We start from the raw sequence: 24,928 nt of genomic DNA on the forward strand, positions 1-24,928 counted from the left end.
CCTCATTTCTCTTTTCCATCCTATCATGGCAGTTCAAGAAATGCTAGTCTTCTTCCATGATTGTTTTAGCTGGGGACATTCTTGTAAATGGTGTCCATTCATAATAGATCATTCCGTTTTTATCTGTATGAAATTGCGTTATCTGCTCTTGATTTAAGGTATCCACGGTTTCTTTATGCGGATGTTTGAATCGATTATTACGCCCGCAAGAAATAATTCCATCTGTAAGTCCAATTGTTTGGATAAACAAAGGATCGGATGATGTTTTACTCCCATGATGTCCTATTTTTAGTACATCAGCTTTCAAAGTTGGGAATTGTTTTATCATTTGTTTCTCCCCTTCTTTTTCTAAATCACCTGTAAATAAGAAGCGTCGGCCAGAAACCTTTGTATAAACTACCATCGAATCTTTATTTTCGCCTGTTCCTGAAACGGTAGGAGCAAGTATTTCTAAAGAAATCGAACGGCTGATAGATGCACCAGCTAAGATTGGATAACATCTTGTCCCCTTACGTTTTAAACGATCCAGCATTTGTCGAAAAACAGGTTTCTCTTCTGTCCCTACAGGGAAATACAATGAACGAATCGGAATCTTTTCATTAATCGTAAGCAAATCACCACAATGATCCATATCTCCATGACTAATCAAAACTTTGTCAAGATACTTTACCCCTTTACTTTTCAAATATGGAATCACCGAGTAATCCGCATTCGCTATTTGTTTCGTTTTAACTGCCCATTTGTCTTTCTCAAAATCAACCTTACCACCCGTATCAATCAAAATATTTTCTTGATGAAACGGTGTTTGAATAAAAATGCTATCTCCTTGTCCAACATCGATAAAAGCAATCGTACCTTTAGGAGAAAAATACTTATTGTTCATCAAAAAAAGTAACCCTGCCCCGATCAGATATGCTTTTTTTGAACGTTTAGACATCGTATGAAGTAATAAGAAAAGTGAGCTACAAGTCAGCAGAAAAAGAACAGGTGAAAAAATGCCCGTAACCAGCGTGAACGTACTATAACGACTTAACCACTCAAAAACTGATTGCTGAATCACAAAATATATTTCTAAAACATCAATCAATAATTTGATTTTACAAGCAAATGAACTTAACAAACTTATGGTTAATATAGGTAAGATTGCTCGCTCAAAAATTGGTAATAACAAAAATGTAAACAGACTACTTGTTAACTGCCATTCAAAAAATGTCAGACCAATCAGAGGAATCATCGTAATATTCAATAAAAGAGAAAAACAATACATCCGAATATAACGATTGTTGATTCTTTCTACAATAGGATGCACATATAAAATGAAAAAAGATAAACCGTAACTTAACTGCCCGCCAGCAGAAAATAACAAATAAGGCTGAAAAATTAAGCCGACTATCAGTGATAAACCCCAACAATCCAAGCCAGATAAACGCCATTTAAATTCTCTATTACTAAGTGAAATAATGCTTTGCATCAATGCACGAACAACACTGATAGAAAAACCCGTTAATCCTGCATAAACAATTGAAAACAACAGTTGCAGCCAAAATAACTTTTCAATTGTGATCCCACATCGTAACAATAAATACCTAAAGCTTCCAATAAAAAATGTCACGTGCATTCCCGATAAACTGAATAAATGAAGAATACCTAAATTGGCCAGTATGCCTTCTTTTTGAGAAAATTCACTTGATTTAAAACCAAAAATCAACGTTTTAAGATGCAATGACGTTTCTTTTAAAAATGTATTGTCACAATAATCAATAGCTCTTTTCCTGTAACTACTTAGCAAGGTCAAAACATCATAAAATTTTGGATTTTCCATTTCGATTTTATGCATATTACTAATCGATAATGTTTGATAGATTCCATTTTCTTTTAAATACTTTCGATAATCAAATCCATTGAGATTCGTTTGTGGTAGTGGTGTTTCAAATTCACCTGAAAGACTGATTCTTATCGGCAGATATTTTTTTTGCCAACTTTGTTTCTCTTGTTCGGAGGTAAATCGGTAAAAAGCTATTACTTTACGTTTGTTTTTTTTAGACTGAGAGAAACTGCCTTCCAACTGAAGACGATCACCATCGATTTTAAACTTATCAGGCAATACAGATAAGTGACCTGTCACTTCAATTGCTTCTGGAAACTTCTTTTGTTGTTCTTTATTTAAGGTCTGCCAGCAAGAAATTGTCAGAATGAGCATGCCTAAAAAACTGACACTAACAATCGTCTTATCTCCTGTGCAAAGGACTCGACTAATAAAATAAAACCAAGCAACACCCGTTAGTGGGCTTGGTTCTAAAATAAAGAAAACTGTTCCTATAGTTAATAATACTGGAAAAATCCAGTAATTATTGATCTGTTTGAGGTGCTTCTTCCACTGAAGCAGTCTCTTCTTCCCCTAGTTGTAATTCAGCAAAGTACTTCTTTGATAGCGTTACTTGATCTACAGTTGCACCAACTTGTTTGATCAATGCCATAGCGTATTCATTATTGCGATAATCTTTTAAATAATGGATTTTTTTGATTCCTGCTTGTAAAATCATCTTCGTGCATTGCAAACAAGGAAAATGAGTTACATAAATTTCAGCACCCTCTGTCGGAATACCAAATTTCGCACACTGTAGGATGGCATTCATTTCAGCATGGATCGTTCGAACACAGTGACCGTCAACCATATAACAGCCGTCATCAATACAATGAACATCTCCGCTAACTGATCCATTATAACCACCAGCGATTATGCGTTTGTCTCTAACTACAGTTGCACCAACTTCTAGACGTGTACAAGTACTTCTTAATGATAGCAATACGCTTTGTGCCATAAAGTATTGATCCCAAGGAATTCGTTCTAGTGTCATATTCTGCTCCTTTTTTGTAAGTATTTATTGTTAAAACTATTTTTGCTGATTTTTAAATTATTAATAGGATATACAAATAGTAAATTATAGAAAAAGTCTCGTCAAGAACCTGCACAAGATATTTGTAAAATAGTTGCATTTCCTTTCACTCAAGTAAAATTTTTACGTAGTGATTGACTCTTTTAATTTCTCAAATGTTTTTTCACCAAATCCAGAAATATTCTTTAAATCTTCAATGGTTTTAAACCCACCGTTTTCTTCCCTATAACGAATGATTTCTTGTGCTTTCTTTTGACCAACACCCGGTAAAGCTTGTAATTCAGTTTCACTAGCTTTATTAAGATTGATTTTGCTTGTGTCTTTACTTTCGCTCTCCAATGACTCGCTACTTTTCTCAGATATTTGGACTTCTTCACCTATTTTTGGTACATAAATAACCATTTGATCTGTAATCCGTTCGGAAAAGTTGACTTGTTTTGTATCTGCAGCATCACTTACTCCTCCAGCAAGCATCACAGCGTCCCAGACACGCATACTTGCAGTTCCCTCATACATTCCCGGTTTTTCCACAGCGCCCTTTATATCTACGTATATTTGCTGAGAAGACGCTTCTGTCTCACTCGATTGGGCTGAACTGACTGAACTCATGACTAACTCGTCATCTGTTAACTTATCAGGCGCAGATTTAACCAAAATAAAGAGAATAACACCAAACACAATTCCAAGCAGCATCATACCTCCGATTATAAAGTGCTTGTATTTCTGTAACAACATGCGACAATCCATGATTTCCCCCCTTCTAAATAAAGATACGCATTCTTTTTATTTTTTCATGATAGAAAATAAAAAAGTTCATCGTGTAATAGGGTAAGAAGGTGATATGAGATGGAGAAGTATAAAATGAAATTCACGCCTACCTCTCAATATATGCGTATACGTTTACTTTGAATCAGAAAATCCTATTTTTACGGAGCTTTTAGGGCAATGAGATGCTGATATTTTAAAACGACAATTATTGGAAATTCCAGCACTGAAAGATATACTTGTTACAAGAAAAGTTTATCGTAAACAAAGATTTGATCGTTTCGTTAATAATCCTGTATTAGCTTATAGGCTTATGTATTATTTACCTCTAGCAGCTGCCTTGGTTTTCTTGATTCTCTTAGCTTTAGGCGGATTCTTCCACATAGGTCCAACAAAATCATTGTTTGATTTTACTACAGAACCTGCTCTACAAATGATTTTCATTTAGCTTTTACACTAAAATGAAAAAAAGACAACGAAATTTTGAATACTTCGTTGTCTTGTTTTTTTATTTTTCTTTTAATGTTTCAAGATAATCCAAAGCGTCCTGCACATTCTTTACAGGTACGATTTTCATTTTTGTTCCAATTTTTTCAGCAGCTGCCTTCGCTTCTTCGTAATTGGTTTTGATTCCTGGTTCAGCTTTTTTCATTTCCTTAGTAATTTCGTCATCTGGAGCAAAGAAAATTTCTGTTTCATTTTGGCTAGCAGTGACAACTTTCTTGTCGATACCACCAATCCGTCCAACGACTCCCTGAGTATTGATAGTTCCTGTCCCAGCGATTTTATGCCCTTTACGAATTCCTTTTTGCGTTAATTGCTCATAGGTCTCTAAGGTGAACATCAGACCGGCTGATGGACCTCCAATATCTCCTGCATCGATTTCAACAGGAACGGAAGACTCGATTTCTGTGTGATCTGTCAGACCAATTCCAATACCTGCCTTTTTATCAGTTGGCAATTCGATCAATTTACCTTCTGCCTCTTTTGACTTACCATCTTGCAAATAACTTACAGTAACTTTTTGTCCGACCTTTTGTTTTTTTACATAGTCCACAAATTCTTCACTACTTTTAAACGTTTTTCCGTCGATTCCTGTAACCGTATCTCCAACAGAAATTTTCCCTTTAAAACTAGACTTATCGTCTATAGCTAAAACGTATACACCTTTAAAATTCATTTTATATAAGACATCAGCGAGCTTTAGTGCCTGCTCAATTGCAGCATTTTTTGAAGAATCCATGTAATATTGCTGAATTCGATCGTATTCACTGCTTGTACTTGATCCCATCAATTCTTTTTTACTAATCAATTCTTGAAAATCCGAAAATTTTGCTTTTAATGCTGAACCTAAGGTTGCTTTACGAACACCGACTGTTGTTAAATAAAACGCACCTGGTTCTGAATCTTTTTTGTTATTCACTGTCACAAAATCTTTTAAATTCTCAGTTGTACCGGGTCCCTCAATATAATAAGGAATGGGGAAAATCATTATAATGATCAACAATATAACTACTGCAAAAGGCAGCATCGACTTGATCGATATTTTTTCTTTATGTTCATTCTTCATTTGGTTTCATCTCACGATTCTTTTGATTTAGTGCTTGATTAACAGATTTTGGCAAATATTTAGAGACATCTCCACCAAATTTCAGTACTTCTTTTATTAAACTTGAACTTACGTGGGCATAGGTTTCGTCTGCCAATAGAAAAACAGTTTCTAATTCAGGTGCTAAATGATGGTTCATCGTAGCAATATCTTTTTCATACTCATAGTCTTTGACATTTCTTATTCCTCGAATTAAAAAGTTAGCACCCAACCGTGCAGCACTATCAACAGTGAGTGTCGTTTCTTGAACGATTACTTCCACATTTTCTAAATGAGCGACAGCTTCTTTAATTAAAACAAGCTTTTCTTCTAAGGTAAAAAGGGCCGTTTTATTTGTGTTCACAAAAACACCCACGATGACCTTATCAAACATCTTTGTACTGCGTTCGATCATATTTAAATGACCATTTGTCAAAGGATCAAAGCTTCCAGGAAAAAGAGCAATTTTAGTCATCACTTACCTCCTGTTTATAAATTGTTATTTGCGTGATACCATAAGTTGTTTCGCGAGTTTTTATACATGTACCAATGGTTTCGGGAAGCTCGACAGATTTATCCGTCTCACAAACAATGATCCCGTTTTCACTTAGTAAATCATAAGCAAGCATTTGCTCTATTTGCTTTTCGATTTCCTGTTTCGCATATGGTGGATCTAGTAAAACCAAATCGATTGTCTTTTTTTCTTCCTTCAAAAACACCAATGCCTTATTGGCATCCATTTTCTTGATGATAAACTTCGCTGGTTCTTTTGTGACTTCAATATTTTCCTTAATGATTTTAATTGCGGAGAAATTTTTTTCAATACAAATCCCTAAATCCATCCCTCTTGATACAGCTTCAATCGCGAGACCACCGCTACCTGCATATAAATCTAACACAGTTCCTCCATCAAAATATGGACCGATCATATTAAAAATCGATTCTTTTACTTTATCCGTTGTAGGACGTGTATTATCGCCATCTAAAGCTTTTAAACGTCGTCCCCCATATTCTCCAGAAATAACCCGCATCTTTTAACGCTCCTTTACATGATCACCTAATGTACTTTAATAGTATATCAAATATACAGAAAAAAGATGAAAAATGTTTGACGTTCTTTCACATTTTTCATCTCAATTTTTACACATTTTCAGCTAAACGAATTTGAGTACTTAACTCTTCGACCTCAAATCCTTCTTCTTTCTCATACTGGTAAGCAGCTTTTGTACCAATTTTTTCAGCAAAATTCATTTCCACATCAGGACGATATGATCGTTCTACTTTACGGACAAAATGCAAACCATTTATCTTAGCTTCAGAGGTTTCAATATCTTCTTCATTCATATAAATAACGACATATTTCATCCGACGAGATACATAGTGGATTAATCCAAAACGTTTCAATGTCTTTAATTGCTTTAAACTATACACAAAAACAACTAAACAGCGTCGTTTTTGGATGGTAAATTCTTTTTCTTCATTAACTTGCATGACAATTACCTCCACAACCTGAGTGTTTTCCTTTTTCAAAGAATGGATTTCCAGCATCTACTTTGATATCCGCTGAAATTGTTTTTGCTACAGCCATACCCACCAAATCTAGAATTGTTTGAACTTCGGTTTCTGAAAAACGAAATTCAGCAACTTCTTCACTCATATCCAGCGCTCTTTTTGCTTGACGAACCGCTCGTTGTTTGGTCCGAAAATCTGGTGCATGATTCCCATAAGCTTCGATTCGCTCAAATGAATCTTTTGCATCCAAAAATGCCTTTTGTTTTTCTCGAACATCTTTTGATGCATACATTGTCTGACGATTTATTTTATAAGATTCAATGCTCTCACTTGCTAAAATAGTTTGAACAAGTTTTTCTGTCTGATCTTCTATTTCAAAAAGTTTTTCTGTCACTATCATACTTATTCACTTTCCTCTGTTTGAGATATTTCTTTTTCTGTCTCTTGTAATAAGACTAACATACTTGCTTTAGAGAAAGCAACGCCAATGTTTTCATTTTCTTGATGAGCAAAACGGGAATGATACAACGAATCCGAAAACCAAGAAAGCACGGTGAATGTTGAATCATAAACCGGTTCGGTATACATGCCAGTTGCTTTTTTCTTATCTAATTGACCTATTTTCAATAATTTTTGGTATTCATCATTTGTCAGTGTAAAAATAGCGGCTGCGCTCATTTCTTCTTTGCTATACTGCCAGATTTCTGTTCGTTCTAGCGAAAGCACACTTTTTTGATTTTTGTTTAAGATATCAAAAAGCTTTTGAGCATTTTTTTGACTTTCAGTATTCACACGATAAGTAGGTAATCCTTCTTTAAGCTTTAACAAGTTGATTGTTCTAATAACTTGATTGCTTTTAATAGCATCAAAACTTGAAGCCTGCTCTGTTACTAAAAAGGGCAAAACTTCACCTTCTACCAATTGATACGGCATCAATGTCAATAATGTTTTTTTATCTAAATAAGTAACTGCAGAAAGCTTTCCTGTACCATGATTGAAAAATAAAATAGCAAACGTTTTATTGTCAAAAGCAATCAGGGGACGATAATTCATATCCTCTTCCATTAACTCCACATTATAGTTATTTTCTTTATATGTAAATGCGAAATTTGAATAAATGGTCATCAGCTCTGAAACATCAGACAACTTCATACCAATCGAAAATGGCGTTGTTTCTTTTGAGTCATTGAATGCTTTGATTGCAGCAATTTTTTCATTTTGGACATTTACTTCTAGATAATCTGAATCTTTCTCTCCATATATCCATAGATCGTAGCCCATCATTGTCTTTTGTTTTTCAAGTGGTTCGCCAAACTCAACTACAAAATCAGCAGTTTTTTTTCCTATGTACGCAGCATAACCCGAAGTTTGAATTTCTTCATAAGGTAAAGCAGTATGGGAGACTACTTGCCTCCCATGGTCTGCTTCTTGCTGCATTTTTTCAGCAGGGAAAAAGACTGGCTGTAAATAGCCACTTATTAGGACTATAAAGAAAACGCCTAAGAATGCTAAAAATCGGTTCATCTTTTCCCCACTTTTCGTTTAATTTTCTTTTACTTCTATTAATAGATCTCCAGAACTAATCGGTTCCTCTTCAAAAACGTAAATATGTTCAACAATCCCATCAAAGCGAGCTTCGATCGTTGTTTCCATCTTCATCGCTTCTGTTACTAACAAAGCATCTCCTTTTTTAACTTTATCTCCTTTATTAACTAAAACCTGGAGAACTGAGCCTGACATTGTTGCGCCAATTTGCTCTTTGTTTGTTGGTTCTGCTTTGCGTTTTGCTTGAACAGAAGATTTGATAGAAGTATCTTTGATCACTATTTCACGGCGTTGACCGTTTAAATTAAAGAACAATACTCTATTTCCTTCAATATCAGGATCACCAATTTCATCTAAGCGGATGATCAATGTCTTGCCTTTTTCAATTTGAACTTCTACAGATTCTCCTTGTCTAATTCCTTGGAAGAAGGTTGGCGTATCTAATAATGTAACATCCCCAAAATTTTGATAAGAAGTACGATAATCTAAGAATACTTGAGGATACATTAAATAACTCAAGATCTCTTCTAGTTTAGGTTCATAGCCGATTTTTTCAGCCAATTCTGCTTTTACTTTATCAAATTTTACAGGTGCTGCTAAACTTCCTGGTCTTTCTGTAAAAGCTGGACGACCTTTCAAAATAATTCTTTGTAAATCTTTAGGAAATCCACCTACTGGTTGACCTAAATCTCCTTGGAAGAACGTAACGACCGACTCAGGAAAACTCAATTCTTCTCCGTTAGCATAGATATCTTCTTCTGTTAAATTATTTTGAACCATAAACAATGCCATATCTCCAACAACTTTTGAAGATGGCGTCACTTTTACGATATCACCAAACATCAAGTTGACAGTGTGATACATTTTTTTGATATCATCCCACTGATGACCTAAACCAACAGCTTTCGCTTGCTGTTGTAAATTAGAATACTGTCCACCTGGCATTTCATGCATGTAGACTTCTGTCTGCGGTGCATTCAAACCATTTTCGAATGGTTGATAATACATGCGGACATCTTCCCAGTAATGGTTGATTTTTTGCGTATTATCAATATTGACATCAGGTGTACGATCACCATTAACTAAAGCATAATACAAACTGCTCATACTAGGTTGACTTGTTGCCCCACTCATTGCACTTGTAGCCACATCTACAATATCAACTCCAGCTTTAGTTGCAGCCGAATAAGTGATAATACCATTGCCGCTCGTGTCATGAGTATGCAAGTGAATCGGTAAATCAGTTGTATCTTTTAATTCACTAATTAAACGATAGGCAGCCTGCGGTTTTAACAAACCAGCCATGTCTTTGATTGCAATAATATGTGCACCCATTTTTTCAAGTTCTTTGGCCATATTTTTATAATACTCAACATTATATTTTGCTCTTGACGGATCATTGATGTCACCAGTGTAGCAAATAGCAGCTTCTGCAATTTTCCCTGTATCTCTAACTGTTTGAATACTTTTTTCCATTTGCGGTAGCCAATTTAAGCTATCAAAAATGCGGAAAACATCAATTCCTTGTCGGGCTGACTCTTGAATAAATTCTTCGATAACATTATCTGGATAATTTTGATAACCAACAGCATTCGATCCTCTAAACAGCATTTGCAACAATGTATTCGGCATTAATTTACGAATTTTGCGCAGTCTTTGCCATGGATCTTCATTCAAGAAACGATAAGCTACATCAAACGTTGCACCGCCCCACATTTCACTAGAAAATAGCTCTGGCAATCCTTCACCTGTTAAACGTGCAATTTCTTTGAAATCCTGTGTTCTTACACGAGTAGCTAATAAACTTTGATGCGCATCACGAAATGTCGTATCAGTCAATAAAACATTGTCTTGTTTTTTGACCCAGTCGATGACACCTTGTGCTCCATCTTTATCTAAAATATTTTTAGCAGTCACATAATCACTGCGTAACTCTAAATCAGTTGGAATACGCGGTGCATCAAAATATTTCTTCGTTGATTTTTCGATACCTGGAAACCCATTGACCGTTACTTCACCAATATATTTCATCGTTTTATTGCCGCGATCTCTTAATTTCGGAAATTCAAATAATTGCGGGGTATTATCGATAAATGTTGTCTTCGCTTCACCTGACTGAAACTCAGGATGACCTATTACTTTGTGTAGGAATGGAATATTCGTCTTAACACCACGAATTCTAAATTCTCTCAAGCTACGTTCCATCTTTTGAATCGCTTTTTCAAACGTAAATCCATGCGTACAAACTTTTACTAACAAAGAATCAAAATAAGGAGTAACGACAGCCCCAGAATATGCATTCCCGACATCTAGACGGACACCAAAACCACCTGGCGAACGATACGTATCAATCTTACCAGTATCTGGCATAAAATGATTCAATGGATCTTCTGTTGTGATTCGGCATTGGATTGCTGCACCATTTAACGTAATATTTTCTTGTTGCGGGATCTTCATATCTTTATGTAGATCGAGACCTTGAGCGATTTGCAATTGGGATACTACAATGTCGATATCTGTGATCATCTCAGTAATTGTGTGCTCTACTTGAACACGAGGATTTACTTCAATAAAATAAAACTGATCCCCTTCAACTAGAAATTCAACAGTTCCAGCATTGATATACTGAACATGCTTCATTAATTGAACTGCAGCATCACAGATTTCTTTCCGTTTTTCTTCACTCATTGAAACACAAGGAGCTACTTCTACGACTTTTTGATGACGACGTTGAACCGAACAATCACGTTCGAATAAATGAATCACATTACCATGATTATCACCTAAAATTTGTACTTCAATATGTTTTGGATTGGAAATATATTTTTCAACATAGACTTCATCAGAACCAAAAGCTGCCTTTGCTTCACTTTTTGCCCGATCATAACCTTCTCTAGCTTCTTTTTCGTCATGAGCAACTCGCATACCGCGGCCGCCGCCGCCAAGTGCCGCTTTGATCATAATTGGAAAACCATGTGTACGACCAAAATCCAAGACGCCCTCTACTGTATCAACCGGTCCATCAGAACCTGGAATTGATGAGATCCCAGCAGCTACAGCGGCTTCTTTCGCTTTGATTTTATCTCCAAAAATATCTAAATGATGCAATGACGGACCAACAAAAATAAGGCCCTCTTCTTTACAGCGACGAGCAAATTCTAAATTCTCAGAAAGAAACCCGTACCCTGGATGTATAGCATCAGCTCCAGATTTTTTAGCGATTCGGATAATGTCCTCCATATCAAGGTAGGCTTCGATCGGTTTTTTCCCTTTACCAACTAAGTACGCTTCATCAGCTTTAAAACGATGAACTGAATATTCATCTTCTGCTGCATAGATTGCCACTGTCCCGATGTGCATCTCTGTACAGGCTCTAAAAATTCGAATTGCGATTTCTCCACGATTTGCTACTAAAACTTTTTTCATTCTTTCACTCCTACCCGTTTATTGACCTTCATTTATTTATTAACTACCAAGTAATTGGTATTCTTGGTCCATCTTCTGTTTTTTCTCATCTGCACTGATATTCAATACGAAAGCAACCGCAATAGAAATGATCAGTACACTGTTTCCTCCTTGACTTAGGAAAGGAAAAGTTACTCCTGTTAGTGGGATTACTCCAGTAATTCCGCCTAGATTGATAAAAACCTGTAATAACAACATTGAACCAATACCAATACACATTAACGAGTTAAATGGTTTTTTAGAGCGTACACCAACTAAAATAATTCGAGCAATCATAAACATCAAAATTGCCAATATAATCAATGATACAAGTAAGCCTAATTCTTCAATTGTAATAGCAAAGATAAAATCTGAATGAGCTTCTGGTAAAAAACCTTTTTTCTGAATACTATTTCCTAGGCCTTTTCCAAACCAGCTGCCATTATTGATAGCATAATAAGAATTTGCCAACTGATGACCGGCATTTCGTTCATCTTTAAAAGGGTTTAAGAAAATAGCGAAGCGCTGATACACGTATTGATAACGTTCAGGAATAAAACTGCCTCCCGTTAAAAGTAACGTTTGGATGACAGCAATACTACCTAAAATCCCAGCTCCACCAACCAGATATGTATACATGTAATTAACACCACTAGCTAGTACCATAATGATCACCAATAAAGTTAAAATTGCTGCATTTCCCAAATCCGGTTGAATCGCAACAAGGAAAATTAAACAGCCGACTAAAAGCATTGGTCTAAATACTGCCTTTTTAAATTCTTTGTCGATATACTTCTGTCTTCGTCCTAAAATATAGGCAAGATACCAGATCACCATTATTTTTAGATACTCAGCTGGCTGCATTGAAAATGTACCAATTTGAATCCAACCTTTAGCACCATTGATCTCTGCCCCTAATGTTGTAAATCGAACTGCCAAAAGTAAAACCGAAATGACTACAATTGCAAACATGATAAAACCTTTGATTTGAAAGACAGTCGTTTTCATCTTATAGATAAAAAACATTGCGACCAAACTTAAAAGCCAAAATTGTAGTTGGGTTATAACCATACCTGTCGGCGGTTCTCCTTTAGATATTAGTAAAGAGGATGTTGAACTGTAAACCATAATCAATCCCACTGCACTAAGGACTAAGTAAGGAATCAAAATACTATAATCTAACAGATGCCTCTTTTTAATCTTGTTTGGCAAAGCTTAAACCTCCTTGCCAATCTCTTTTTTTTCTTGTGTTTCCTCATAAACGTCACTATATAATTGGTTAAGCTCTTTTTCTAAATCACTTAGCAATTGATGTCCTTCTTTTGAACTTAAAATACCTAATCGAATGGCATAAGTCACTTGACGAGAAAAACCATACATTTGTGTATCTACGACTTCCTCAAAAGCCTTACACTGGGAAATACATAGGCTATTTTTTTGATTGCGGATCAACATCATGATCCTTTGTGCATCATCGTTTAACAGCTGAACGGCAAAATCTTTTGAAATGGATTCCATTTGCACTAAACCTCCCATCTTAATTATGTAATTATAGCATAATTTGGCCGTTTATTAACAGAAATTTTCTGAAAATCCCGTGTTTAAAAAATTTTTTTTAATTTTTAGCAAACAGAAATAAATGGAAATCTCATTAATCTTACAGTTTATCTCAGCAATTGCTCATAGCAATGGGTCCTTTTATGATAGTTAAACCAGACTGAGCACATTCTTCTGACGAGTGAGCTTCCAGTTCACGTACTCTTTATATTTTATTCAATTTAAGCCATAAACAATTGCGTAATAAATTACATAAAACCAGCCTAATGCACCATGAAATACTGCCCAAAGGATACTGTGCCAATTCACGTACGAAATAACTAATGCTAATACACAACCAAATGAAACACCTGCTTTTGCACTCTCTTTCATAACTGCTCCTCCTAAATTAGATGACCTTTTTTTATAAAATAAATCGTTTAGATTGAGATGAAAAACGGACCAGTTGCATCGCCCATTTCACTCTCATTGATTATTTTAGCTAATGTATATTGCGTATAAATACTATTATTAATAGTAACAGAATCTATTTTAAGAAGCTATCAAAGTACCTAAAAGAATACTTTATTCAGTTTTTTATTATAAAAAATGACCCTTAAGAGTCAGAATTTTAAATCTTTCTTTAAGGGTCTTTGTTATTCTATTTGTTTTTTAAGTTATAATTGTTTTATTTTTTTAAATCAACAACCATTCTGCCCTTGATTTTTCCTTGTTCCATTTCTTCAAAGATATCATTGACTTCATGTAGGCAACGTGTTTCTACAACCGGTACTACTTTGCCTTCTGCACCAAATTGGAATGCTTCTTCTAAATCTTTACGTGTTCCTACTAATGAACCTACGATTTGAATTCCATCTAATACTGTTTTAACGATTGCTAAATCCATGGTTTCTGGAGGTAGTCCAACTGCAACAACTTTCCCGGCAGCTCTTACAGAATCTACCGCTTGGTTAAAGGCAACTTTTGAAACAGCCGTAACGACTGCCGCATGCGCTCCGCCAACATTCTCTTGAATCCATGCTCCTGCATCGCCATCTGTTAATGGATTACAAACTAAATCAGCACCTAATTCTTTGGCAAATTCTAGCTTATCATCATTGATATCAACGGCAATTACTTTAGCATTGAACACATTTTTAGCATACTGAATCGCTAAGTTGCCTAATCCGCCGATACCATAGATAGCCACCCATTGTCCTGGTTTTACATCAGAAACTTTGATTGCTTTATAACATGTAACACCTGCACATGAAATACTGCTGGCCTGAGCTGGATCCAATCCTTCTGGCACCTTAACAGCGTAATCTGCTTTAACGATACATTGTTCTGCCATCGCACCATCTACTGAAAAACCAGCATTCTTCACTTGACGACAGAATGTTTCACGGCCAGTGATACAATATTCACACGTTCCGCATCCTTCAAAAAACCAAGCGATACTTACACGGTCTCCTACTTTTAAGCTTTCAACACCGGGAGCAATTTCTTTCACGATCCCGATACCTTCATGACCAATCACTCGCCCTGGCACTTCACCAAAATCTCCATGAGCTACATGTAGGTCAGTATGACAAACACCACAATATTCAACATCCACTAAAGCTTCACCAGCTTCAAGCGGTCTGATATCTACTTCCTTGATTTCTACTTTTCCATTATTTTCTTTTGTTACAACAGCTGCTTTCATTTTATCACTCCTATATTTTATATTATATGAAACAATTATATTTTAACATGTATGAAATCGTTTTAAAAGTCTTTATGAGAATAATTTCACAATTAAAGAAAGTTTGTTCAACATACATAAAAAAAGAGCGAGAATGAATCATTTTGCATGATTCATTCTCGCTCTTTTAACAGCTATAATTAAAGTTTTAGATTGCAGTTGTTGCGCCACGGTATACAATACCACGACGAGGATCAACAGTAATCAATTCATCATTAGAAATCAAGTTCGTTGCATCAGTTGCACCAACGATTACTGGAATATCTTTCGCAATTGCAACCACTGCTGCATGTGAAGTTAATCCACCTTCTTCAACCACCAAAGCAATTGCTTTGTCGATTGCAGGCATGTAATCTTTGTCAGTTGTTTTAACAACTAGAATAGAACCTTCTACTGCATTTGCTACTGCTTCTTCAGCAGTATTCGCTACAACTGCTTTAGCAATAACAGAAGCTTCTCCGATTCCTTGACCTTGAACTAATTTTGATCCAATCATTTGGATCTTCATTAAGTTTGTTGTGCCTTTTTCACCTACTGGTACACCAGCTGTGATGATGATCAAATCACCTTCGCTTGCAAATCCTTCTTCTTGAGAAGTGTGTGTTGCTAAGTTGAACATTTCATCAGTGCTTGATGGTTTGTCAGCAACGGTTGCATAAACACCCCAAGATAATGATAAGCTACGAGCTTTTTGTTCTGAGAAAGTGATAGCAACGATATGAGATTTTGGACGGTATTTAGAGATCATGCGAGCTGTGTGTCCTGATTCAGTTGCCGCAACGATAGTTTGGATACCCAAGTTACGTGCAGTATGTCCAACTGATTGACCAATTGCTTCAGCCATATCTGTTTTGCTGTAAAGTTTTAATGCAAATGAATCTTGGTTGATCAACGCTTCTTCAGTGCGTACTGCGATACGAGCCATTGTTTGAACCGCTTCTAATGGGTAATCCCCAGCAGCCGTTTCACCAGAAAGCATTACTGCATCTGTTCCGTCATAGATTGCATTGGCAACGTCATTTGCTTCCGCACGTGTTGGACGTGGGTTGCGTTGCATTGAATCTAGCATTTGAGTTGCTGTAATAACTGGCTTACCTAAAGCGTTACATTTTTTGATTAAGTCTTTTTGTACAACGGGAACATCTTCAGTTGGAATTTCAACACCCATGTCACCACGAGCAACCATCAAACCATCAGAAACTTTTAGGATTTCGTCAATGTTGTCGATTCCTTCTTGGTTTTCGATTTTAGGAATGATTTGGATATGAGTTGCGTTTTCTTCTTCTAAAATTCTAGTAATTTCTAAAACGTCAGTTGCACGACGAACGAAACTTGCCGCGATAAAATCAACGCCTTGTTCGATACCAAAACGGATATCAGCAGCATCTTTATCAGTGATACCAGGAAGGTTTACAGAAACTCCAGGTACGTTAACACCTTTTTTATTTTTTAGAACGCCTTCGTTTTTAACGAGCGTAACGATTTCGTTTGCAGTATGATCGATATCAGTTACTTCTAAATCGATTAATCCATCATCTAAAAGAATATGAGAACCAACATTTACATCGTTGATCAATTCTGGATAAGTAATTGAAAATTTTTCGTTTGTTCCTAAAACTTCTGTCATAGAAAGACGTACTGAATCACCAGTTTTTAAAGTGATTGCGCCATTTTCCATTTCGTTTGTGCGGATTTCAGGACCTTTTGTATCAAGTAAGATTGCTACGCGTTTCCCTGTAATTTTTGCAGCCTCACGAATATTTTTGATGCGGTTGCCATGTTCTTCAAAATCACCATGTGAGAAGTTCAAACGGCAAACATTCATTCCTGCATTCATTAAGTTTACTAGCATATCAACTGTTTCACTAGCTGGTCCGATCGTACATACGATTTTCGTTTTTTTCATTACCAAACGCTCCTATTCCATTTTTGTTTATACGTCTTGAAGATTATCTATTTTCCTCAAGGGATACTTAAGATAGCTCAATTTTTAAGCTTATCCTTAGAAAGAAATCTCTTGATTTAAATCATAAAGTGATAAGTCAGGTTTATGTTTGTGATTTTCCAATGTATCAACGATATCCGCTGAAACAACTTTGTTGTCAAGCATACCGATACATTGTCCGCCAATTCCTGCTTTCAATAATTCAACAGCATATGAGCCAAATTTACTCGCTAACACACGGTCACGAGCACTTGGTGAACCGCCACGAACAACGTGTCCTAAAATAGACACACGCGTATGGAAATCGCCATACTCAGACAATTTATCAGCGAATTCGTTTCCGCCCATAACACCTTCGGCTAAAATGATCAAGCAGTGTTTTTTACCACGATCACGGCCTTCTCTAATACGCTTGGCAACGTTGACCATATCAAAGTCATGTTCTGGAATGATAATTTCATCAGCGCCACCGGCAACACCTGACCAAAGAGCTATATCGCCTGCACCACGTCCCATTACTTCAATAACGAATGTACGTACATGTGAAGTTGCGGTATCACGAATACGGTCAATCGATTCTAAAACTGTATTGATTGCTGTATCAAAACCAATCGTAAAATCAGTCCCTGGAATATCATTATCAATCGTTCCTGGAATACCTACAGCTGGAAAGCCTCGTTTTGTAAGAGCCATTGCGCCATGGTAAGAACCGTCTCCACCGATAACAACTAATCCTTCGATGCCGAATTTTTTCAATTGTTCGATCCCTTTTAATTGACCTTCTTCTGTTGCGAATTCTGGATAACGGGCAGAATATAAGAATGTTCCCCCGCGTTGAATTTTGTCACCAACATCAGCAATATCTAGACGGCGGATATCTCCTGCCACCAAACCTGCAAAACCGTAGTTGATCCCATAAACTTCGATTCCATCAAAAATTCCTTTACGTACTACTGCACGAATTGCAGCGTTCATTCCTGGGGCGTCTCCCCCACTGGTTAAAATACCGATACGTTTCATTCGTTCTTTCACCTCATATAATATACTTTTAAGCTGCAACATGTTTTGTTACAGTTATTCATTACTCAAAAATATTACGTCACTCATTTTACCATTAATAGTGCAAAATGTCTTGATTTAAGAAGAAATAATTGAAAAAAGATGAAAACAATTAGTATATTTTACCGTAAATCATTTGAAAACAACATTTTGACCACCTAAAATCGCCTCTAGTTGTTCTTTTGCATCTACTGTATCCGCTAACCAATTCTCTTCTCCCAAAACTAATTTCTTTCCATTTTTTTCAAAATAAATGATGACTGGCGTGTTGCCTCTATGTTTTTGAATCACTTCGTGAATACTTTGCAGAACCTCTTTTTGATCTTTTGCTTCAATAATTTTTAAATAACAAGTTGTTGCACTAATACTATTTTCAATATCACTGGCTTTTTCAATCTGGTTTACCAATAATTGAAGTTCTTGATTATAATTACTTTTTTCTATTTTTCCTTCCACGAAATAAACTTGGTTCTTTTCAACAGTTTGACGAAGCGTTCTGAAAACCATTGGAAAAAGTGTCAACGATAATGAACCCGTTAAATCATCCCCTTCAACAAAAGCCATCTGTTCCCCTTTTTTCGTGCGAATCACTCGAATATCTTTTACATAAATCAATAAACGAGCTGTTTGATTTTCTACTACATCGCTGACTAACATCACTTGTTTGGCTAAACGCGTTTTTTTGAACTCCTCTGTAGGATGACCTGATAAATAAACGCCTAAATATTGCTCTTCTTGTTCTAATTTTTCTTCTAATGAGTAATCGGCAACTTCTACTTCTTTTAGTTTTAGTGTATCTTCTAAAAGATTCATACTGCCGCCACTATAGATGATATTTTGAATTTCACTATCTAAACTAACTGCTAACTGACGGCGATTCGCTTGCAATTCATCAAAAGCTCCGATCGCAATCAGCGGTTGGATATTTTCAGCTTTCAGCCACTTTCGGTCGATACGTAACAAAAATTGGTCAAAAGATTTAAACGGCCCTCGTTCTTTACGTTCATCTATGATATTTTGAATAAAATCTCTGCGTATCCCTTTCAATGAGCTAAAACCAAACATGATTTGGTCATCATTATTTAAGTAAAAGCTATATTGACTAGAATTGATGGATGGTTGCATGATCACCATTTTATTTTTACGTGCTTCTCCGATGTATTCTTTGATTTTAGTCGGATTATGTCTTACTGAATGAAGAATCGCTGCATAAAAAGCTCCCGGAAAATGAACTTTTAAGTACGCCATTTGAAACCCAATAAAAGAATAAGCAAACGCATGAGATCGGTTAAATCCATAGTTAGCAAAACGCTCGATGTAATCGTAAATCGTCATTGCAACATCCTCGCTATGCCCTTGTTTCATGGCACCTTCAACAAAATGTTTGCGTTCTTCATCCAGTACATCTTTTTTCTTTTTACTAACCGCACGTCGTAAAATATCCGCTTGTCCTAGGCTAAATCCAGCCATTGTAGACGCAACTTGAATGATTTGTTCCTGATACACAATAACACCATACGTATTCTTCAAAATCGGTTCTAAAACAGCATCTGGGTAATCGATCGGTTCTTGGCCTTTTTTTCGGCGAATAAACAAATCAATATTTTGCATTGGTCCTGGACGATACAAGGCATTAACAGCTGCTATATCTTCAATACTTGTTGGCCCGAGTTTCCGTAAAACATTTCGGATACCCGCTGATTCAAATTGGAAAACACCGCTCGTTTCTCCTCGTCTAAATAAAGATAACGTCAACTCATCATCTAAAGGAATTTGATTTAAAATTACTTCTTTTTTGTAGACTCGTTTGATCGACTTGATTGTGTCATCAATGATCGATAGGTTTCTTAACCCTAGGAAATCCATCTTTAGCAAACCAATTTTTTCAACATCATTCATTGTAAATTGCGTCAGGAAAATATCATTTGAACCTGGCTGTAATGGAACGATATCTAAAAGATCCAAATCACTGATCACCACGCCCGCTGCATGGGTTGAAACATGGCGGGGCAATCCTTCTAAACGAACTGCTGTATCATACAACAAGCGATTTGTCTCTGATGAATTTACTAATTCTACAAGATTTTTTGAATCAGCATAAGCTGTTTTCAAGGTCATTTTCAATGCGCTAGGTACAGCATTGGACCAACGATTTGATTCACTTTGAGATAATCCAAAAACTCTAGCAACATCTCTTAAAACCATTTTCGCTGCCATCGTACCAAAAGTAGCAATCTGTGCCATATGGTAATGCCCATATTTTTCACGAACATACTGCAACACTTCTTCACGACGATTATCTGGAATATCTAAATCTATATCAGGCATGGAATGTCTTTCTGGATTTAGGAATCGTTCAAAGAGTAAATCGTATTTGATTGGATCGACATCTGTGATCGATAAAACATATGAAACCAAAGATCCGGCAGCAGAACCACGCCCCGCACCCGTCACGATTTTTCTCTCATGAGCAAAGGCCATCACATCCCAGACAATCAAGAAATAATCATCAAACCCCATTGTATGGATGATATCAAGCTCTTTTGCTAACCGTTCTTCATAAACAGCTGAAACATTTGAGATACGTTCAGGTAACTTCTTCAAGCATAAGTCTTTTAAAAATTCTCCTGCTTGCTTCCCTTCTGGGATCGGATAATGTGGTAGCAAACGTTGATGTAATGGAATCTCCAAAGCACAAGAATCAGCCAGTGTTTCCGCATTGTGAAGGGCATGTTTATTCGCCTTCACAAGTAATTGTTCTGCTGCATCTGTCTGATTTCTTAAATAAAAAGGACCTTCGATTTCTGTTTCCTCAGCGTTCAACGTCATTTGTTGTCCTTCATTGATGTGTGCCAATACTTTCAATGCAAAACCGTCTTCCCGATTTAAATAACGAGTTTCCTGTAAAGCAAGGAGTGGTTGATTTTTTTCTTCGTAAAACTTAAAAAGTGCTGGATCTGTTTCTGGGTTACACGTCAATGAAACTCCTGCAAAAAAAGACGACGGGTCAAATAATTGCACTAACTGCTCTAAACTTTCAGTAGCCTCTACTTCACTTCTTTTTAAAGCAAAAGCCACTTCTCCTTTATCAGACGGCATCACAGCAAACAAATGAGCTAAATGTTCTTTGATTTCATCTAAATAAAAGATTCTTTCACTAGTCATCTTTGCAGTGGAAATTCGCATCAAGTTTTGGTACCCATCCAAATCCTTTGCATACAGTAATAACTGAGCAGTTTGTTCAGATTTTTGCGGCGTATATTCTAATGTTAAACCAATAATCGGTTTTATTGCTTCCCTTTTGCAGGCTTCAAAAAATTCGATTGCCCCATGAAGTACATTGATATCAGTGATTCCTAGGGTCGTATAGCCTAGTTTTTTTGCTTGTTGCACTAATTCTTGAATACGAATAGTACTGGATAGTAATGAATAAGAAGTAATTGTATATAATTGTGGAAAGGGCATAGGACATCTCCTTTTTACATGTGATGGTTTTAAATCAAAAATGTAACTTTCATTTTCTTTACATTTATAAAAATTGTGCTAAACTATAGCTAGAAAAGAGGTGCAATCCATGCGTTACATTCTTGTATTGTTGTGGTCCTTTTTACTAGGACAAGTAGTCGGTTATATCGGCGGTGCCTTAAATGGCGGAACTTACGATTTTATGCTGACAACAATTATGTCATTGACTACCGGCGTGATTATCTTATTGATTGGTCAATTCGCATTACCAAAAAAAGAAACCACTAAAAGTGCTCAATAACTCTGAGGCTGTTGCCTTAAGCTAATTTTTCGAAAATAGCTTTTGACTTGCCGTCTGTTACTTGAAAATCATGATTATAAAAAAACCAGTTACTACAAACATTGTAACTGGTTTTTTTATGTTTTCAACTGTTTAGAGACTTTTATTTAAAATTTTTCGAAAATTGAACAATGATAAGCAAATATTTCCTAGTACAAAACAAGCCGTTACAATAAATACTGCGCTATAGCCCATACCATGAGCCACGGTTGATCCAATCATCGGACCCAAGACTTGCCCGAAATTACTAAACATTTGATTATAGCTGTAAACGCGACTAACACCTTCAGACGGTGTAATTTTGCTGATCAGCGTATTGATTGACGGCATTAAAGCTCCTGTTGAAAATCCTAGGAAGAAACGTAATAATCCTAATTGAAAAGGCGTTTTAACAAAAGCCATAGGGATATAACAAATCATCGATAACATCAAACCAGCTAATAACACCTTGTGATTCCCGATTCTATCCCCTAATTTACCTAAGACTGGTGAAGAAATCACCGCTGACACTCCTGCAACTGAAACAATTAAACCACTAATGAATAAAATATTGCCAGTATCATGGCTCAATGAACGAATGTATAACGTTAAAATCGGGCTAATACTTGTAACCCCAATTTGTAAGATCAACGTTGTAATGAACAATCCAATCAAAATAGAAACGTGGTCCATCTTTGAAAAAATTTCTTTTGTACTTAACAAATCTTTCTTCTCGACTGGCTGGAAATCTTCTTTTACCATAAAAATTGTTAACAGCGTTGTAATCAACAACACAACTCCTGTGATGATAAAAACATTTTCCATCCCAAACCATTGTGCCAACGCACCGCCAATCGATGGTCCAATCAAGTTTCCAGCAATTGCTCCTGTTGAAAGAGTTCCTAATGCCCAACCGCTTTTTTCTTTCGGTGCTTGCGATGCAATCATTGCCGTTGCGTTTGGAATATACCCAGAAAGTATGCCGTTAAAAAAACGCATGATCAAAAGCCAATAAACATTTGGTACAAATGCCAACGAGCCCATTGTGATTGTCATTCCAGCAGCTGCTCGAATCATCATCAGCTTCCTGCCTTTTCTATCCGCTAAATTTCCCCATATCGGAGCTACGATCGCAGCTGCAAATGCTGTAACAGATATGGCAAGTCCAGAAAACAACTCAACCTGATTCTTAGGTGTTCCCAACTGTTCAACATAAACAGGAATAAATGGCATCACTAAACTAATACTTGCGCCAGTAAAAAAACAGCCTAACCAGGCAACCATCAAATTCTTTTTCCACTCAATTTTCATCTTAATGCACACCTCACAAGTTCTTCACTATTAACTATACTCCAAATTTCCCAATCTCTCAAAAAATTTTACATAAGCACACAAAAGAGGCTAATATATAACTCGCGGAGTTATGCACTAGCCTCAAGGAATCAGAATAAACGGTGGGATCAAAAGTAACTCTTTTATCAATCAAGAATGACTTATAAAATAGCCAAAATAACGAAGTTCAAAATAAACAGAGCGTTAACTACCCAAAGAATTGGTGAAATCTCTCTGAATTTCCCTTTTGCGACTTTAACTACTGCATAAAAAATGAATCCTACAGCAATACCATAAGAAATGCTATAGCATAAACCCATAAAAATTGACGCGAAAAATGCTGGAACTGCTTCTTCTAAATTGGTCCATTCAATATCCTTAAAAGAAGCAAGCATCATCACACCTACTAAAATCAATGCTGGAGCAGTTGCTTGTGCAGGAACGATGGCAATCAGAGGTGAAAACAAGCTACTTAAAGCGAACAAGGCAGCTACCACGACTGACGTTAGACCCGTCCGTCCACCAGCACCAATTCCTGCAGCACTTTCCACATAAGTCGTAGTATTAGACGTTCCAAAAACTGCACCGATCGATGTTGCAATTGCATCTGCAAACAATGCTTTATCCATTTTTGTAGAAAATCCTTTACTGTCCTCCAGTGCCAGCTCGTCTTCTTTAGAAAATATTCCTGTACGGCGGCCTGTTCCAATAAAGGTGCCGATCGTATCAAATGTATCTGACAAGCTAAACGCAATAACTGTCATCAACACTTGAGGAATTTTTGATGCATCACTGAATAATGACTGCATACCATCAGCTCCAAATGCCGCACCAAAAGTCGTTCCTAATTCACTAATAGAATTCCCTAAAGAATTTGCTTGCCAATCAATCGCTGACAAATCAACGACACCTAATGGTATTGCAATGAGTGTCGTAGCCACGATACCAATTAAAATAGCCCCTCGAACATTTAACACAACCAAGATCGTGGTTAAAACTAAACCAATAACTGCTAATATAATTTCTGGATTGTTAAAATTTCCCAAGGCAGGAACAATACTATCACCATTAACAACACCCTTAGTAGGTTCTGCTTGAACTGTAAAATCTAATAATTTTGCATTCTTGATTCCCACATAGGCAACAAAAATTCCAATACCGCCGCCAATCGCATGCTGCATGCTTTCAGGTATAGCTTTGATAATCAATTTACGTATTTTTGTGACCGTAATCAAAACATTGATCAATCCACAGATAAATACCATTGCTAATGCTTGCTGCCACGTATAGCCCAAACCAAAAACGACTGTAAAGGTGAAAAAGGCATTCAATCCCATACCTGGAGCTTGAGCATAAGGAACGTTCGCAAACAGTCCCATGATTAAGGTTCCAATGATCGATGCAATGATCGTTGCTAAAAATACTGCCTGAAATGGCATCCCTGTTTGTGATAAGATCGACGGATTCACGAATAAAATATAGCTCATCGCAAAAAATGTCGTTACTCCTGCCACCATTTCGGTTGAAATAGTTGTTTTGTTTTCCTTTAATTTGAAAAACTTTTCCATGAAAGTGTCTCTCTCCCTTTTTACTCAAAAATTTTATCAGGATGATTCAGTTCGCCTGTTAAAATGATTATTTACAGAACCAACTCTTCGTAAATAATAAGTCCATGTTCCTGTTTCCTGATCAATACTTTTAAAGTATAAGGTAGAGTATTCTTCTTTTCAACAAAATATTAACTTTAATCCTATTTTATCTTTTTAACGTTCGT

The 24,928-nt window shown here is 36.3% G+C and carries 20 protein-coding genes; 1 reads left to right on the forward strand and 19 read right to left on the reverse strand.

What is annotated here, in order from left to right; translation table 11 throughout:
• Positions 1–43 precede the first annotated feature (43 nt).
• The 17 genes from BCR21_RS02190 to dnaE all read right to left on the reverse strand — a co-directional run bounded on the left by BCR21_RS02190 (position 44) and on the right by dnaE (position 21,503).
• On the reverse strand, positions 44–2,386 hold the full coding sequence (locus tag BCR21_RS02190) for a DNA internalization-related competence protein ComEC/Rec2 (RefSeq protein ID WP_069644881.1): 2,343 nt from the start codon (positions 2,384–2,386) through the stop codon (positions 44–46).
• Positions 2,349–2,858: a ComE operon protein 2 gene (locus BCR21_RS02195; protein WP_010761160.1), complete on the reverse strand. Its 510-nt coding sequence runs from the start codon at positions 2,856–2,858 to the stop codon at positions 2,349–2,351. Before BCR21_RS02195 ends, BCR21_RS02190 begins: the two co-directional genes overlap by 38 nt.
• A gap of 162 nt (positions 2,859–3,020) precedes the next feature.
• Positions 3,021–3,644 (reverse strand): helix-hairpin-helix domain-containing protein, encoded by a 624-nt coding sequence (locus BCR21_RS02200; RefSeq protein ID WP_069644882.1) that lies wholly within the window; start codon positions 3,642–3,644, stop codon positions 3,021–3,023.
• A 526-nt stretch (positions 3,645–4,170) separates the two neighbouring features.
• Positions 4,171–5,232 carry a SepM family pheromone-processing serine protease gene (locus BCR21_RS02210; protein ID WP_069644884.1) on the reverse strand — a complete coding sequence of 354 codons (1,062 nt, stop codon included), beginning with the start codon at positions 5,230–5,232 and terminating at the stop codon, positions 4,171–4,173.
• Positions 5,222–5,725: a pantetheine-phosphate adenylyltransferase gene (coaD, locus tag BCR21_RS02215; protein WP_069644885.1), complete on the reverse strand. Its 504-nt coding sequence runs from the start codon at positions 5,723–5,725 to the stop codon at positions 5,222–5,224. Before coaD ends, BCR21_RS02210 begins: the two co-directional genes overlap by 11 nt.
• The gene (gene rsmD / locus BCR21_RS02220; RefSeq protein ID WP_069644886.1) at positions 5,718–6,281 is read right to left on the reverse strand and encodes a 16S rRNA (guanine(966)-N(2))-methyltransferase RsmD; all 564 of its coding nucleotides are present in this window, start codon (positions 6,279–6,281) and stop codon (positions 5,718–5,720) included. Before rsmD ends, coaD begins: the two co-directional genes overlap by 8 nt.
• A 109-nt stretch (positions 6,282–6,390) precedes the next feature.
• Complete coding sequence (locus BCR21_RS02225; RefSeq protein WP_069644887.1) at positions 6,391–6,741, reverse strand: YlbG family protein; 351 nt, start codon at positions 6,739–6,741, stop codon at positions 6,391–6,393.
• The gene (locus BCR21_RS02230) at positions 6,731–7,162 is read right to left on the reverse strand and encodes a YlbF family regulator (protein ID WP_069644888.1); all 432 of its coding nucleotides are present in this window, start codon (positions 7,160–7,162) and stop codon (positions 6,731–6,733) included. Before BCR21_RS02230 ends, BCR21_RS02225 begins: the two co-directional genes overlap by 11 nt.
• A 2-nt stretch (positions 7,163–7,164) precedes the next feature.
• Positions 7,165–8,286: a CAP-associated domain-containing protein gene (locus BCR21_RS02235; RefSeq protein WP_069644889.1), complete on the reverse strand. Its 1,122-nt coding sequence runs from the start codon at positions 8,284–8,286 to the stop codon at positions 7,165–7,167.
• Positions 8,287–8,304: 18 nt separating this feature from the next.
• Complete coding sequence (locus BCR21_RS02240) at positions 8,305–11,733, reverse strand: pyruvate carboxylase (protein ID WP_069644890.1); 3,429 nt, start codon at positions 11,731–11,733, stop codon at positions 8,305–8,307.
• A 39-nt stretch (positions 11,734–11,772) separates the two neighbouring features.
• Positions 11,773–12,963, reverse strand: coding sequence for an FtsW/RodA/SpoVE family cell cycle protein (locus tag BCR21_RS02245; protein WP_069644891.1), 1,191 nt, complete (start codon positions 12,961–12,963; stop codon positions 11,773–11,775).
• Positions 12,964–12,966: 3 nt separating this feature from the next.
• Positions 12,967–13,269, reverse strand: coding sequence for an Fpa/YlaN family protein (locus BCR21_RS02250; RefSeq protein ID WP_069644892.1), 303 nt, complete (start codon positions 13,267–13,269; stop codon positions 12,967–12,969).
• 255 nt (positions 13,270–13,524) lie between these two features.
• Complete coding sequence (locus BCR21_RS16945; RefSeq protein WP_167351758.1) at positions 13,525–13,680, reverse strand: hypothetical protein; 156 nt, start codon at positions 13,678–13,680, stop codon at positions 13,525–13,527.
• Positions 13,681–13,975: 295 nt separating this feature from the next.
• Positions 13,976–14,995 carry an alcohol dehydrogenase AdhP gene (gene adhP, locus BCR21_RS02255; RefSeq protein WP_069644893.1) on the reverse strand — a complete coding sequence of 340 codons (1,020 nt, stop codon included), beginning with the start codon at positions 14,993–14,995 and terminating at the stop codon, positions 13,976–13,978.
• Positions 14,996–15,182: 187 nt separating this feature from the next.
• Positions 15,183–16,940, reverse strand: a complete 1,758-nt coding sequence (gene pyk, locus BCR21_RS02260) for a pyruvate kinase (RefSeq protein WP_069644894.1) — start codon at positions 16,938–16,940, stop codon at positions 15,183–15,185.
• Positions 16,941–17,036: 96 nt separating this feature from the next.
• Positions 17,037–17,999: a 6-phosphofructokinase gene (pfkA, locus tag BCR21_RS02265; RefSeq protein ID WP_069644895.1), complete on the reverse strand. Its 963-nt coding sequence runs from the start codon at positions 17,997–17,999 to the stop codon at positions 17,037–17,039.
• A gap of 171 nt (positions 18,000–18,170) precedes the next feature.
• Positions 18,171–21,503, reverse strand: coding sequence for a DNA polymerase III subunit alpha (dnaE, locus tag BCR21_RS02270; protein WP_069644896.1), 3,333 nt, complete (start codon positions 21,501–21,503; stop codon positions 18,171–18,173).
• Positions 21,504–21,612: 109 nt separating this feature from the next.
• Here dnaE and BCR21_RS02275 point away from each other — a divergent pair, with 109 nt between their 5' ends.
• Positions 21,613–21,804, forward strand: coding sequence for a YjzD family protein (locus BCR21_RS02275; protein WP_010761142.1), 192 nt, complete (start codon positions 21,613–21,615; stop codon positions 21,802–21,804).
• A gap of 132 nt (positions 21,805–21,936) precedes the next feature.
• On the opposite strand, the gene BCR21_RS02280 is transcribed toward BCR21_RS02275, so the two are convergent.
• Positions 21,937–23,133: a multidrug efflux MFS transporter gene (locus tag BCR21_RS02280; protein WP_069644897.1), complete on the reverse strand. Its 1,197-nt coding sequence runs from the start codon at positions 23,131–23,133 to the stop codon at positions 21,937–21,939.
• A 182-nt stretch (positions 23,134–23,315) separates the two neighbouring features.
• Positions 23,316–24,722 (reverse strand): NCS2 family permease, encoded by a 1,407-nt coding sequence (locus tag BCR21_RS02285; RefSeq protein ID WP_069644898.1) that lies wholly within the window; start codon positions 24,720–24,722, stop codon positions 23,316–23,318.
• Positions 24,723–24,928 lie beyond the last annotated feature (206 nt).

The organism is Enterococcus ureasiticus (genome assembly GCF_001730285.1).
GTDB classification, from domain to species: domain Bacteria; phylum Bacillota; class Bacilli; order Lactobacillales; family Enterococcaceae; genus Enterococcus_L; species Enterococcus_L ureasiticus.

Bases quoted from the DNA above. Each gene is read 5' to 3' on its own strand.
- BCR21_RS02195 (WP_010761160.1), bottom strand. From the start codon at position 2,858: ATGACACTAGAACGAATTCCTTGGGATCAATACTTTATGGCACAAAGC.
- BCR21_RS02200 (WP_069644882.1), bottom strand. From the start codon at position 3,644: ATGGATTGTCGCATGTTGTTACAGAAATACAAGCACTTTATAATCGGA.
- BCR21_RS02210 (WP_069644884.1), bottom strand. From the start codon at position 5,232: ATGAAGAATGAACATAAAGAAAAAATATCGATCAAGTCGATGCTGCCT.
- coaD (WP_069644885.1), bottom strand. From the start codon at position 5,725: ATGACTAAAATTGCTCTTTTTCCTGGAAGCTTTGATCCTTTGACAAAT.
- rsmD (WP_069644886.1), bottom strand. From the start codon at position 6,281: ATGCGGGTTATTTCTGGAGAATATGGGGGACGACGTTTAAAAGCTTTA.
- BCR21_RS02225 (WP_069644887.1), bottom strand. From the start codon at position 6,741: ATGCAAGTTAATGAAGAAAAAGAATTTACCATCCAAAAACGACGCTGT.
- BCR21_RS02230 (WP_069644888.1), bottom strand. From the start codon at position 7,162: ATGATAGTGACAGAAAAACTTTTTGAAATAGAAGATCAGACAGAAAAA.
- BCR21_RS02235 (WP_069644889.1), bottom strand. From the start codon at position 8,286: ATGAACCGATTTTTAGCATTCTTAGGCGTTTTCTTTATAGTCCTAATA.
- BCR21_RS02240 (WP_069644890.1), bottom strand. From the start codon at position 11,733: ATGAAAAAAGTTTTAGTAGCAAATCGTGGAGAAATCGCAATTCGAATT.
- BCR21_RS02250 (WP_069644892.1), bottom strand. From the start codon at position 13,269: ATGGAATCCATTTCAAAAGATTTTGCCGTTCAGCTGTTAAACGATGAT.
- BCR21_RS16945 (WP_167351758.1), bottom strand. From the start codon at position 13,680: ATGAAAGAGAGTGCAAAAGCAGGTGTTTCATTTGGTTGTGTATTAGCA.
- adhP (WP_069644893.1), bottom strand. From the start codon at position 14,995: ATGAAAGCAGCTGTTGTAACAAAAGAAAATAATGGAAAAGTAGAAATC.
- pyk (WP_069644894.1), bottom strand. From the start codon at position 16,940: ATGAAAAAAACGAAAATCGTATGTACGATCGGACCAGCTAGTGAAACA.
- pfkA (WP_069644895.1), bottom strand. From the start codon at position 17,999: ATGAAACGTATCGGTATTTTAACCAGTGGGGGAGACGCCCCAGGAATG.
- dnaE (WP_069644896.1), bottom strand. From the start codon at position 21,503: ATGCCCTTTCCACAATTATATACAATTACTTCTTATTCATTACTATCC.
- BCR21_RS02275 (WP_010761142.1), top strand. From the start codon at position 21,613: ATGCGTTACATTCTTGTATTGTTGTGGTCCTTTTTACTAGGACAAGTA.
- BCR21_RS02280 (WP_069644897.1), bottom strand. From the start codon at position 23,133: ATGAAAATTGAGTGGAAAAAGAATTTGATGGTTGCCTGGTTAGGCTGT.
- BCR21_RS02285 (WP_069644898.1), bottom strand. From the start codon at position 24,722: ATGGAAAAGTTTTTCAAATTAAAGGAAAACAAAACAACTATTTCAACC.